The organism is Psychromarinibacter sediminicola, from assembly GCF_029168335.1.
GTDB classification, from domain to species: Bacteria; Pseudomonadota; Alphaproteobacteria; order Rhodobacterales; family Rhodobacteraceae; genus Psychromarinibacter; species Psychromarinibacter sediminicola.
Genome location: NZ_JARGYC010000053.1, coordinates 22,255 through 33,047 on the forward strand (window position 1 = coordinate 22,255; position 10,793 = coordinate 33,047).

The following is a 10,793-nucleotide window of genomic DNA, read 5'->3' on the forward strand; positions in this document are numbered from 1 at the left end:
GCCCGTCGTCCCGTCAGCTCTGGCCCGAAAAGATCACGTGGTCGTCGTCGGTGTAGAGCGTCATCGCGAATTCGGCGTGGTTGCGCAGCACGGCGCGCTGGTTGACCGAGCCCTTGTCGGTCACCTCGCCCTTGTCGAGGTCGAGCGGCCGGTCCATCACGATGGCCTGCGGGATCCGGGTGGAGGAACCGGAGGCCGTCTTGTTGTACGCCGCCAGCCGCGCCGCGATCTCGCGGCGCAGGACGGGGTGGTTGAACAGGGTCTCGTCGTCCATCTCGGCGCCGCCGGGGACGACCTTCTCGATCGCCGGGCGGAACGGGATCAGCATGGCGCCGAGGCTTTCGTGGCCCTCGCCCACGATGACCACGTCACGGGCCAGCCCCTCCAGCGCATCGGTCAGCTTCGCCCGCAGCATCCCGACGGAGACCCAGGTGCCGGTGGCGAGCTTGAAGTTCTCGGCCACGCGGCCGTCGAAGAAGAAGCCCTTCGACGGGTCGTCCGGGTCGGCGAAGCGCAGCGCGTCGCCCAGCTTGTAGAAGCCTTCCGTGTCGAACGCCTCGGCCGTCAGCGTCTCGTCGCGCCAGTAGCCGGGCGTGACCGAGGGGCCCTTCACTCGGGCTTCCAGCTTGCCCTCGTTGGGGACGAGCTTCAGCGTGTAGCTCTTGCAGGGGATGCCGATATTGCCGGGGCGGTCCTGCGGCTCGGTCTGGTAGAGGGCGGAGGGCGAGGTCTCGGTCGCGCCGAGGCCGGTCATCAGCAGCACGCGCTCGCCCGTCGTCTCCACCGACAGGCGGTCGAGGTCGGCCCAGGTGTGTTCCGCCATCGCGGCGCCGGCATACATCATGATCTTGAGGTCGCGGAAGAAGTTGCGGCGCAGGGCGTCGTCCTCCTGCATCGCATGGACCAGCATCTCGTAGCCGACGGGCACGTTGAAATACCAGGTGGGCGAGATCTCGCGAAGGTTGCGGATGGTCTTCTCGATGGCGCCGGGCGCCGGCTTTCCGTCGTCGATATAGAACGTCCCGCCGTTGTAGAAGGCCATGTTGAAGACCTTGTTGCCCGAGGCGACGTGGTTCCACGGCGCCCAGTCGCAGAGCACGGGCGGCTCCTTGCGGAAATAGGCGTAGGCGTCGGTGATGATCTCGCAGTTGGAGCAGAGCATCCGCTGGGTGGTGATCACCGCCTTGGGGTTGCCGGTGGTGCCGGAGGTGAAGACGAACTTGGCCACGGTATCGGGGCCGGTGGCCGCATTGGCGCGGTCCACCGCCTCGGTCGGTTCGGTCGCGAGCAGCGCGTCCCAGTCGGCGTGCAGCCCCGCGCCGGCCCGGCCGAAGACCGGCAGGCCGGCGAAGACCTCGGCGATGGCGGGGCCGAAGCGGTCGGCGTCCTCGGCATAGACCGCGCCGGGGGTGATCTGGTCGCGGACCGAGGTGAGTTTCTCGTAGCCGCCCGACAGGGAATAGGCCGGCGCGATGGCGGCGGAGGGAACGCCGACATATTGCGCGCCGAGCGCCATGAGCGCGTGGCCGATGGAGTTCGAGCTGAGGATGACGAGCGGGCGGTCGACGGTCAGCCCGAGGTCGAGCAGCGCCTGCCCGATGGCGCGGATGTGCCCGAGCAGCTCGGCGTAGCTCACGCGGATCCAGGCGTCGTCGGGTCCGCGCTCGGCCATCCAGGTGCGGTCGGGGGCCGCGTCGGCCCAGTGGTGGATCTTGTCGGACAGGCGGTCGGGATAGGGCGGCAGCGCCCCGGTCTGCCAGACCAGCATCGTCCCGTCGTCGCGCTTTTCCCAGGCGACGTCGGTGTCCCACAATTCGACGGCACGCAGCTTTGATTCGCTCATGAGAACCTCCCTCTTCAGAAATTAGTTTACAGGGAAATGTTTTCCGTGGATAGTGAAATTGCGGCGAGTCGTTTAGATTTCCGTGAACGGGAGGGTGAGTCGGCATGCAATACCTGGACTACGAGCTTCGCGGCGACGTGGCGCTGATCGGGCTGAACCGGCCCGAAAAGCGCAACGCGATCTCGGATTCCTTCGTCGAGGAGCTGGACGGCGCGATCACCCGCGCGAACGGCGAGGCGAAGGCCGGCGTCATCTTTGGCCGCGGCCCGCATTTCTGCGCCGGGCTGGACCTGGCCGAGCATGTGCAGAAGACCCCGTTCGAGGGCGTTCACGGCTCGCGCCGCTGGCACGAGGTGTTCGGCCGGATCGAGCGGGGCAAGCTGCCCTGGGTCTCGGCGCTGCACGGCGCGGTCGTGGGCGGCGGGCTGGAGCTTGCCTCGTCGACCCATGTGCGCGTGGCCGACCGCACCGCCTTCTTCGCGCTGCCGGAGGGGCAGCGGGGCATCTACGTGGGCGGCGGCGCCTCGGTGCGGACCTGCCGGCTGATGGGGCTGGCGCGGATGACCGACCTGATGCTGACGGGCCGCTCGGTGGATGCCGACACGGCCGAGCGCTGGAACGTGGTGCAATACGTCGTGGACGAGGGCCAGGCGCTGGACCGCGCGCTGGAGCTGGCGGCGAAGGCGGCGAGCAACGCCGAGTTCTCCAACTATGCCGTCATCAACGCGCTCCCGCGGATCCAGGACATGGGGTCGGACGACGGGCTGTTCGTGGAAAGCTTCATCGCCAGCTTCGCGGCCACCACGCCCGATGCCGAGGCCCGGCTGCAGGCCTTCCTGCAGAAGAAGGCCGGCAAGGTCGGCCGGCCGGAGGACAAGTAGATGCCAGCCGCCGCGGTCGAGCTTTCGGATGACGAGACGCTCGAATTCGGCGAACTGATGCGCTCGCCCGGCTTCCTTTTGCGGCTGGCGCAGGTGCAGAGCTTCGATCTGTTCTTCGACCGTCTGGCCAAGCACGGGCTGAAGCCGGGCGAGTTCACCGTGCTGTGGGTCATCGGGCTGAACCCCGGGCTGCGGCAGGGGGTGGCGGCGCGCAAGCTCAGGATCAAGCCCGCGCATATGACCAAGCTGGTGCAGCGGATGGTGACGGGCGGCTACGTGGAACGCACGGTGCCGGACACCGACCGCCGCTCGGTCCGGCTGCAGCTGACACAGAAGGGGGAGGCGTTCGTGGCCAAGCACCGCGCCGCCTTCCTGGAGTTTCACGAGGCCGAACGGCTGGACCTGTCGGAGGATGAGTTCGACACGCTCATGCGCCTGCTGGCCAAGCTGACCGGCATCGAAGGGAGAGAGACATGAACGTCGACGATCTGGTCGCCATCGACATCCACACCCACGCCGAGGAGCCCTGCGGCTGTGCCCGCGACGACGGCTACGACGAGTTCCAGGCGGCGATGGCGAAGTACTTCCGGAACCCCGCCGGCAAGGACGGGATGCTGCCCTCGGTGCAGCAGACGGCCGAGTATTTCCGCGAGCGCAGGATCGGCGCGGTGATCTTCCCGGTGGATTCCGAGCGCAACACCGGCTTTCGCCGCTATTCCAACGAGGAAGTCGCCGAGATCTGCGCCGAGAACGACGACATCCTGATCCCCTTCGCCAGCGTCGATCCGTGGAAGGGCAAGGCCGGCATCCGCGAGATCCGCCGCATGGCGCGCGACTTCGGGGTCTACGGGTTCAAGTTCCACCCCACGATGCAGGGGTTCTGGCCGAACGAGCACCAGTTCTACCCGATCTGGGAGGCGATCCAGGAAGAGGGCAAGATCGCGCTGTTCCACACCGGTCAGACCGGCGTCGGCTCGGGGATGCCCGGCGGCATGGGGATGAAGCTGAAATTCTCCAACCCGATGGCGATCGACGACGTGGCCGCGGACTTTCCCGACCTGCAGATCATCATGGCGCACCCGGCCTTCCCCTGGCAGGAAGAGGCGCTGTCGGTCTGCATGCACAAGCCCAACGTCTATATCGACCTGTCGGGCTGGTCGCCGAAGTATTTCCCCGAGATCCTGATCAACTACGCCAACAAGCTGATCAAGAAGAAGGTTCTGTTCGGCTCGGACTGGCCGGCGATCACGCCGGACCGCTGGCTTCGGGACTTCGAGGACGCACCGTTTCGGGATGAGGTTCGCCCGCTCATCCTGAAGGACAACGCGCGGAGGTTGCTGAACCTCTGAGCCTGGGCGCATCAATCGGGAGGACGATGACATGACGCATTTCAAGACACTGACGGGCCTGGCGCTGGCCGCGACGCTTGCGGGCGGCGTGGCCGAGGCGCGCGAGCTGCGGCTGGCCCCCGCCGCACCGCCGGCGCATCCCGCGAACGGGGTGATGTACCAGAACTTCCAGGAGTACCTGCCGGAAGAGTCCGACGGCCGGCTGACCGGCACGATCCTGGGCCCCGAGGTCGTGAACCTGGGCCAGATGAAGGACGCGCTGCAAAGCCAGATCGCCGAGGTGGGCAACCTGTTGCCGCTCTACTTCCCGGCGGATTTCCCGAACATGGCGCTGACGGGCGAGCTGTCGCTTCTGGGCACCAACAGCCAGGCGACGGCGGCGGCGGTCACCGAATACACGGTGAATTGCGAGCCCTGCCAGAAGGAGATGCGCGACAACGGGCTGGTATTCCTGGGCTCCGGCGCCTCCGACCTCTACGAGTTCATGACCACGACCCCGGTGCGCACCGCCGAGGAATTCGAAGGCCTGCGGCTGCGCTCGGGCGGCGCCCCCTGGGGCCGGCTGGCCGAGCACTTCGGCGCGGTGCCGGCGCAGATGTCGGTCTTCGACCAGTTCGAGGCCGTCAGCCAGGGCGTGATCGACGGCACCATGGCGTCGGTCGCCGACCTGATCTCGTTCCGCATGGTCGAGGTGATCGAATACGTCACCTACGCGCCGATCGGCATGTACCAGTCCACCTCGAACTTCGCGACCTCGGCACAGACCTGGGATTCGCTGTCGGCCGAGGACCGCGCCGCGATGGTGCGGGCGGCGAACCGCGCGAACACCGACTTCACCCACCGCTGGGCGGCCGAGATGCCGGCCGAGGCCGAGGAAGCCGCGCGCGAGGCCGGGATCGAGTTCATCGAGGCCGACCCCTCGCTGATCGAGGCGATCAACGACTTCGTCGCGACCGAGCCGGACACCGCCGCGCGGCTGGCGGCCGAGAACTTCGGCATCGAGGACGGCGACGCCCGGATCGCCGAGTTCCTGGCCCTGGTCGACAAGTGGACCGTCATCGCCGAGGAGGTCGACAACGACCCCGTCGCCATGGCCGAGCGTATCCAGGCGGAAGTCTGGGACACGCTCGACTACGAGACCTACGGCACCGGCATGTGAGCCTTCCCGGCCCGGGCGGTCAGCGCCCGGGCCCCATCCTGACGGGACCTGCCAGCCATGCAAACCATCCTGCGCGTGCGCAACACCCTGTTGTCGGCGCTGGCGCTTCTGGGCGCCGTCGCCATCCTGGCGCTGATGGTCCACGTCGTCGTGGACGTCGGGCTGCGTAACCTGATCAACGATCCGGTCCCCGCGACCTTCGAGATCGTGACGCATTACTACATGATCGCGCTGGCCTTCATCCCGCTCGCCTGGGTCGAGCGCGGCGGCGGCATGGTGCAGGTCGAGGCGCTGGAGAACCTGATGTCGCCGGGCATGAGGCGGGTGTCGGACTGGCTGGTCGCGGCGCTGTCCACCCTGATCTACGCGGCCCTGTTCTGGGTGACGCTGACCACGGCCTTGCAGAATTTCGAAAGCGGCACCTTCGTGATGTCGCAGCAGACGCGGCTGGTGACATGGCCCGGCTATTTCATCCTGCCCGCGGGCTTCGGGCTGGCGGCGCTCGTCACCGCGCTGCGGCTGGTGCCGGGAGGTGACAAATGAGCGTCGAGACCGGCTTCGCCGGCGTCGCCGTTCTGTTCGTCCTGCTGGCGCTGCGCGTGCCGGTGGCGCTGGCGCTGATCGCGGTGTCCTTCGGCGGCACCGCGTCGCTTCTGGGCTTCGGCCCGGCCATCGGCCTGCTGTCGAACACGCCGCACAGCTTCGTCGCCAACTGGACCCTGTCGGCGGTGCCGATGTTCCTGCTGATGGGCTTCGTGTCGTACCACGCCGGGCTGACCGGCGGGCTGTTCGAGGCCGCCAAGGCCGTGTTGCGCCGCATCCCCGGGGCGCTGGCGATCTCGTCGATCTTCGCCTGCTCCGGCTTTGCCGCCGTCTGCGGCTCGTCGCTGGCCACCGCCGCCGCCATGGGCCGCATCGCCATCCCCGAGATGGTGAAGTCGGGCTATGCGCCGAGCTTCGCCTCCGGCGCCATCGCCGCGGGCGGCACCATCGGCGCGCTGATCCCGCCGTCGATCCTGATGATCGTCTACGGCGTCTTCGCGGAAACCTCGGTCACCAAGGTCTTCGTCGGCGGCGTGACCATCGGCCTGCTGACCGCGCTGGCCTATTCCGCCGTCGTCCTGCTGTTCTGCTGGCGCCGCCCCGACATCGCGCCGCCGCGGCCGCTGGACGCCGGCAATCTCGACCCGGTGCGCGCGGTGCTGCGCATCTGGCCGGTGCTGCTGTTGATGCTGATCGTCTTCGGCGGCCTGTTCTCCGGCATCTTCACCGCGACCGAGGCCGGCGCCGTCGGTGCCGCCGGCTCCATCGTCATCGCGCTGGCGCTGCGCAGGCTGACCTTTCCGGTCTTCCGCTCGGCGATGATCGAGACGCTGATGACCGCCGCCTCGATCTTCATCATCGGCGTCGGCGCGGCGATGTTCACACGGTTCCTGGGGCTGTCGGGCCTGACGAACTTCATCTCGTCCGCCGTCAGCGGCGCCGAGCTCGGCTATCTGCAGCTGATGCTGATCGTGGTCGTCCTCTACCTGATCCTCGGCATGTTCATGGAGCCGTTCGGCGCGCTCCTGGTGACGCTGCCGGTGCTGCTGCCGATCTTCCGGGCGCAGGGGATCGACCTGATCTGGTTCGGCGTGCTGGTGGTGAAGCTGTTGGAGATCGGGATGATCACGCCGCCGGTGGGCCTGAACGTCTTCGTCATCCGCAACGTGGCGAGCGAGTACGTGTCGGTCGTGCAGATCTTCAAGGGCGTGATCCCCTTCCTGATCGCCGACATCGTGGTGGTGGCCATCGCCATCGCCTTCCCCGCGCTCGTCCTGTTCCTTCCGGGGTTCCTATGACCTTTACCGACAATGCCGCCGCCATGCGCGAAGCGCTTCTCGTCACGCCGGACTGGCCGCGCGTGGCCGGGGAGCTGGACGCCGAGACGGTCGGCGCCATCCTGACCGAGGCCGCGAAGGTCGCCGAGGGCACGGTGGCGCCGCTGAACCCTGTTTCGGACCGCGTCGGTGCTTCCTTCGAGGACGGCCGCGTGACGGTCCCGCCGGCCTACGGCGCGGCCTACGATGCGCTGGCCGAGGGCGGCTGGCTCGGTCTGGAGCATCCCGAGGCCCTGGGCGGCATGGGGATGCCGCTGACCGTCTTCGCCGCGGTGAACCCGCTCTTCGAACGGGCCTGCCCGTCCTTCATGATGTCCGCCGGCGGCTCCCGGGCGGCGGCGCTGCTCTTGTCGGACTGGGCCGACGACGAGCTGAAGGCCGACTGGGTGCCGGCCCTCGTCGCCGGCGAGCGCTGCGCCACGATCTGCATCTCCGAGCCAGAGGCGGGATCCGACGTCGGCCGCATCCGGACGCGGGCCGAGAAAGACGGCGACGGCTGGCGCGTCACGGGACAGAAGATCTGGATCTCCTTCGGCGACCACGACCTCCGCGACCGGATCGGCCACTGCATGCTGGCCCGCACCGGCGACGCGCCCGGCACCCGCGGCCTGTCGCTGTTCTTCGTCGAGCGGGGCGCGGGCGTCACCTGCACCCGGATCGAGGAGAAGCTGGGCCTGCACGGCTCGCCCACCTGCGCGCTGCAGTTCGACGGCGCCCCCGCCCGCCTGATCGGCGAAGAGGGGCGGGGCCTGCCGCAGCTCTTCACCATGATCCGGCACATGCGGCTGACCGTGGCGACCCAGGGGCTGGGCATGGCGCTGGCCGCCTATGCGGTGGCGAAGGAACATGCCGAGCAGCGGCGGCAGGGGGGCGATCCCAAGGCGCCGGCCGTGCCGATCGTCCAGCACCCGGACGTGCGGCGGCAGCTTCTGGCGATGTCCTCGCGGATCGACCTGTTCCGGCTGGCGCTGCTGGAGGCGGCCTGCACCGCCGACCTGTCGGACGAGGCGGACATGGCGCGGCTCAACGCCTGGATGCTGCCGCTGGTGAAGAATTTCGGCGGCGAGATGGCCTTCGACACCGCCCATGCCGCGATCCAGGTGCTGGGCGGGGCGGGCTTCACCAAGGACTATCCGGTCGAGCAATACCTGCGCGACGCCCGGGTCTTCACGATCTACGAGGGGACCACGGGGATGCAGGGGCAGGACTTCCTGCTCCGCCAGTCGCTGGCCGAGGACGGCCGCGCGCTGGAGCTGTTCCTCGCCCGGGCGCGGGCGGAATGCGAAGGCCATGACCGGCAGCTGGCGGTGATCGAGCGGTTCGCGGCCTTCGCCGAGGAGGTGCGGAAGATCGACGACCGGGAGCGGCTGCTGGGGCTGGCCGACGCCTTCCTGCGGGCGGGCTGGGTCGCGGTGCAGGCGTGGCTGTCGGTGCGGATCGCGGGCAGCGAGGCGGAGCGGTTCTTCATGGCGCGGGCGATGGCCGAACTGGAGCTTCACATTGCGGCGGCCGGGGGCTGAGCGGCGGGCGTCTGCGGAGTGTCCGAGGTTGGACGGGGGTCTAACCCTTTGATGTTTCTATAGATAGCGCTAACTGTCCGCGTCCGGACACGTCCCGTCCGACCCCCGGCGGGAACGTCCGGGGCGGGGCGGGCGTTGGTCCGGTGTCCCCATGCCGACGAGGAGGCTTCGCGATGCTGCGTCTGTTCCGGTCGAAACTGTTCCTGATGCTGGGCGGGCTCTGGGCGCTCGACCGGCTGACCCGCCCGCGCACCAAGGCCGCCGCCTTCGCCGAGGGCGAGGCGGTGCCCGAGACCGGCGCCGGGCAGGTCCGCAACGCCGGCCCCGACGCGATGCGCGACGGCGCGCGGCGCAGCTGGGACCAGGTGGACGAGGCCGCCGACGAGAGCTTCCCGGCGAGCGACCCGGCAGCGAAGTACTGACACGGGGCCGCCGACCCGGCGGTCTGGAGGACGTCCTGCCAAAGGCATAAGCCCCGCCAGCCGGGGCGCGCACGCAAGCGCGCACGCCCCGCCTCGTCATATCCCGAGGATCGCCTTCGCCTCGGCCAGCGCGTCGACCGACGCCTGATGGTTGCCGGCGGCGTGCTCAGCCTCTCCGGTGGCACGCAGCTCTTCGACACGGGCCATGTCCTCCTCGGACAGGTCGGCGGTCTCGAGCGCGGCGTCGATCGCCGCCATGTCCTGGGGGCACTGGAATGCGAAGGCCGGGCCGGCGAGGGCGGCGATCACGGCGGCGATTGCCAGATGTTTCATCTCTGTCTCCCTGATGATGCGGCGGGACCGACGTGGCCCCGTGCGCGCCAGTCTACCACGGCGGCGGCCGGCGGCAGAGACCGAGTTGACGTTAGGGCGAAGAGACGCCGACGCGGCGCGCGCCTACCGGTCCAGCCGGAAGCCGAGCTTCACGCCGACCTGGAAATGCGCGACGCCGCCATCGGCCACGTGACCGCGGATCTCGGTGACCTGGAACCATTCGATATTGCGGATCGTCTCGCTGGCCGTGCTGACGGCATTGCGGATCGCGGCGTCGAGCGACTCGGGCGAGGATCCGTAGACCTCGGTGACGGGATAGGTGTGGGACATGATGCGCCTCCTGTTCCGGGTATACGGAAAGGGTAGGGCGCGGGGGTGTTGGCGGCAATGTTTGGGGGCAGGCGTGTCGGCCCCACGGTTTGCTCGCGGGGGTTTTCAGAGTTGGTACTGGGGGTGTTGGGCGTGTTTCGGGTGAGATGGTGTGTGGGAGCGCGCGGCTTACGCTTTGCTCTACGCCCAACCAGTAGCGAGCCACACCTATATCTTGTGTTGACAGAATCCGTAAACGCTAATTACAGTGACGCAAATGGAGATGCCGCTATGACCCCTTTTGCCGAGAAATTCCGCTCTCTTGCCGCTAGTAGCGACAAGTCCTATCGAGATATCGCAGGCGAAATGGGGCAGTCACCTGCACTGATCGCCCGCGTTCTGAATGGCTCGAGGCCACCCTCTGAGGCCTTCGTGTCACGCACGATTAAAGTCTTTGGGTTGCGGGGGGGCGAAATCGAGAACCTGAGGCACTTGGCAGAAATCAGCCAAGAAAAGATAGTCGTTGTCCCTAAAGACTGGAAAGAAGCCGAGCGGATCGTCGCGTTCGTTCGTGAGCTTCGCTCTGAAAAAGAGAAAGATGAGGTGATTGAGGGAGATCTGAAATGAGACTACCGCGATTTCCCTATCAGGAGTTGATGGATCGTCGTCCGAAGCGGATTATGTCCCGGTCCAGGGTCGTAGAGATTGTCGACGCTGCTAGCTATCTAAGAGAGAAAATTGCGCGTGTGGAAGCGCCCGTGGATGCGCTTGATGTTCTTCAGTACCATTTCCCCGAAGGCGCGAACTGGATACCGGACGACCAGTACTTCGAGTTGCGCAATGGCTCCATGATGGACGTGCCCGCATTCTGCGACTTCGCCGACAGTATCACCATGCTGTATATCAAGGAGAGCGTTTGGATCGCGTTGAACTCGCATGATCCAATTGATCCTGCTCGCATTGATGCAAACGAGTGTATTGGTCATGAGCTGGGGCATATCGTGTTAGAGCGTTTTCCGATCAATCTGCATCGTATCCGCAGGCGGCGAAGTAGTTTTCGCATTCCTGGTGCGTGAAGCAGTCGATGAGTTCGCCGA

At 67.4% G+C, this 10,793-nt stretch carries 13 protein-coding genes; 10 read left to right on the forward strand and 3 right to left on the reverse strand.

Annotated features, from left to right (window positions below; translation table 11 throughout):
• Positions 1 to 13: 13 nt before the first annotated feature.
• Positions 14 to 1,843, reverse strand: coding sequence for a feruloyl-CoA synthase (locus P1J78_RS17475; RefSeq protein WP_275568666.1), 1,830 nt, complete (start codon positions 1,841 to 1,843; stop codon positions 14 to 16).
• A gap of 104 nt (positions 1,844 to 1,947) precedes the next feature.
• On the opposite strand from P1J78_RS17475, the gene P1J78_RS17480 reads away from it, so the two are divergent.
• The 8 genes from P1J78_RS17480 (at position 1,948) to P1J78_RS17515 (ending at position 9,054) form a co-directional block, all read left to right on the forward strand.
• Positions 1,948 to 2,724 (forward strand): crotonase/enoyl-CoA hydratase family protein, encoded by a 777-nt coding sequence (locus P1J78_RS17480; protein WP_275568667.1) that lies wholly within the window; start codon positions 1,948 to 1,950, stop codon positions 2,722 to 2,724.
• Positions 2,725 to 3,201, forward strand: coding sequence for a MarR family winged helix-turn-helix transcriptional regulator (locus P1J78_RS17485; RefSeq protein ID WP_275568668.1), 477 nt, complete (start codon positions 2,725 to 2,727; stop codon positions 3,199 to 3,201). It begins immediately after the preceding gene.
• A complete protein-coding gene (locus P1J78_RS17490) occupies positions 3,198 to 4,073 on the forward strand; it encodes an amidohydrolase family protein (RefSeq protein ID WP_275568669.1) in 876 nt (291 codons plus the stop codon). The genes P1J78_RS17485 and P1J78_RS17490 overlap by 4 nt, the downstream gene beginning before the upstream one ends.
• A 31-nt stretch (positions 4,074 to 4,104) precedes the next feature.
• Entirely contained in the window at positions 4,105 to 5,232 is a 1,128-nt protein-coding gene (dctP, locus tag P1J78_RS17495) for a TRAP transporter substrate-binding protein DctP (RefSeq protein WP_275568670.1), read from the forward strand.
• A 57-nt stretch (positions 5,233 to 5,289) separates the two neighbouring features.
• Positions 5,290 to 5,775 (forward strand): TRAP transporter small permease, encoded by a 486-nt coding sequence (locus P1J78_RS17500; RefSeq protein WP_275568671.1) that lies wholly within the window; start codon positions 5,290 to 5,292, stop codon positions 5,773 to 5,775.
• Complete coding sequence (locus tag P1J78_RS17505; RefSeq protein WP_275568672.1) at positions 5,772 to 7,073, forward strand: TRAP transporter large permease; 1,302 nt, start codon at positions 5,772 to 5,774, stop codon at positions 7,071 to 7,073. Before P1J78_RS17500 ends, P1J78_RS17505 begins: the two co-directional genes overlap by 4 nt.
• Positions 7,070 to 8,632 (forward strand): acyl-CoA dehydrogenase family protein, encoded by a 1,563-nt coding sequence (locus P1J78_RS17510; RefSeq protein WP_275568673.1) that lies wholly within the window; start codon positions 7,070 to 7,072, stop codon positions 8,630 to 8,632. The genes P1J78_RS17505 and P1J78_RS17510 overlap by 4 nt, the downstream gene beginning before the upstream one ends.
• 173 nt (positions 8,633 to 8,805) lie before the next feature.
• On the forward strand, positions 8,806 to 9,054 hold the full coding sequence (locus P1J78_RS17515) for a hypothetical protein (RefSeq protein ID WP_275568674.1): 249 nt from the start codon (positions 8,806 to 8,808) through the stop codon (positions 9,052 to 9,054).
• Positions 9,055 to 9,150: 96 nt separating this feature from the next.
• Here P1J78_RS17515 and P1J78_RS17520 read toward each other — a convergent pair whose 3' ends face one another.
• A complete protein-coding gene (locus P1J78_RS17520; RefSeq protein ID WP_275568675.1) occupies positions 9,151 to 9,387 on the reverse strand; it encodes a PA2433 domain-containing protein in 237 nt (78 codons plus the stop codon).
• A 123-nt stretch (positions 9,388 to 9,510) separates the two neighbouring features.
• Positions 9,511 to 9,717: a dodecin gene (locus P1J78_RS17525; RefSeq protein ID WP_275568676.1), complete on the reverse strand. Its 207-nt coding sequence runs from the start codon at positions 9,715 to 9,717 to the stop codon at positions 9,511 to 9,513.
• Between the two features lie 270 nt (positions 9,718 to 9,987).
• Between P1J78_RS17525 and P1J78_RS17530 the strand changes: the two genes are divergently transcribed.
• A complete protein-coding gene (locus P1J78_RS17530) occupies positions 9,988 to 10,323 on the forward strand; it encodes a helix-turn-helix domain-containing protein (protein ID WP_275568677.1) in 336 nt (111 codons plus the stop codon).
• Positions 10,320 to 10,772, forward strand: coding sequence for a hypothetical protein (locus P1J78_RS17535; protein ID WP_275568678.1), 453 nt, complete (start codon positions 10,320 to 10,322; stop codon positions 10,770 to 10,772). The genes P1J78_RS17530 and P1J78_RS17535 overlap by 4 nt, the downstream gene beginning before the upstream one ends.
• The last annotated feature ends 21 nt before the right edge of the window (positions 10,773 to 10,793 follow it).

Excerpts from the sequence above, each read along its gene's own strand:
- P1J78_RS17480 (WP_275568667.1), top strand. The coding sequence starts at position 1,948 with ATGCAATACCTGGACTACGAGCTTCGCGGCGACGTGGCGCTGATCGGG.
- dctP (WP_275568670.1), top strand. The coding sequence starts at position 4,105 with ATGACGCATTTCAAGACACTGACGGGCCTGGCGCTGGCCGCGACGCTT.
- P1J78_RS17500 (WP_275568671.1), top strand. The coding sequence starts at position 5,290 with ATGCAAACCATCCTGCGCGTGCGCAACACCCTGTTGTCGGCGCTGGCG.
- P1J78_RS17485 (WP_275568668.1), top strand. The coding sequence starts at position 2,725 with ATGCCAGCCGCCGCGGTCGAGCTTTCGGATGACGAGACGCTCGAATTC.
- P1J78_RS17530 (WP_275568677.1), top strand. The coding sequence starts at position 9,988 with ATGACCCCTTTTGCCGAGAAATTCCGCTCTCTTGCCGCTAGTAGCGAC.
- P1J78_RS17535 (WP_275568678.1), top strand. The coding sequence starts at position 10,320 with ATGAGACTACCGCGATTTCCCTATCAGGAGTTGATGGATCGTCGTCCG.
- P1J78_RS17515 (WP_275568674.1), top strand. The coding sequence starts at position 8,806 with ATGCTGCGTCTGTTCCGGTCGAAACTGTTCCTGATGCTGGGCGGGCTC.
- P1J78_RS17520 (WP_275568675.1), bottom strand. The coding sequence starts at position 9,387 with ATGAAACATCTGGCAATCGCCGCCGTGATCGCCGCCCTCGCCGGCCCG.
- P1J78_RS17475 (WP_275568666.1), bottom strand. The coding sequence starts at position 1,843 with ATGAGCGAATCAAAGCTGCGTGCCGTCGAATTGTGGGACACCGACGTC.
- P1J78_RS17510 (WP_275568673.1), top strand. The coding sequence starts at position 7,070 with ATGACCTTTACCGACAATGCCGCCGCCATGCGCGAAGCGCTTCTCGTC.
- P1J78_RS17505 (WP_275568672.1), top strand. The coding sequence starts at position 5,772 with ATGAGCGTCGAGACCGGCTTCGCCGGCGTCGCCGTTCTGTTCGTCCTG.
- P1J78_RS17525 (WP_275568676.1), bottom strand. The coding sequence starts at position 9,717 with ATGTCCCACACCTATCCCGTCACCGAGGTCTACGGATCCTCGCCCGAG.
- P1J78_RS17490 (WP_275568669.1), top strand. The coding sequence starts at position 3,198 with ATGAACGTCGACGATCTGGTCGCCATCGACATCCACACCCACGCCGAG.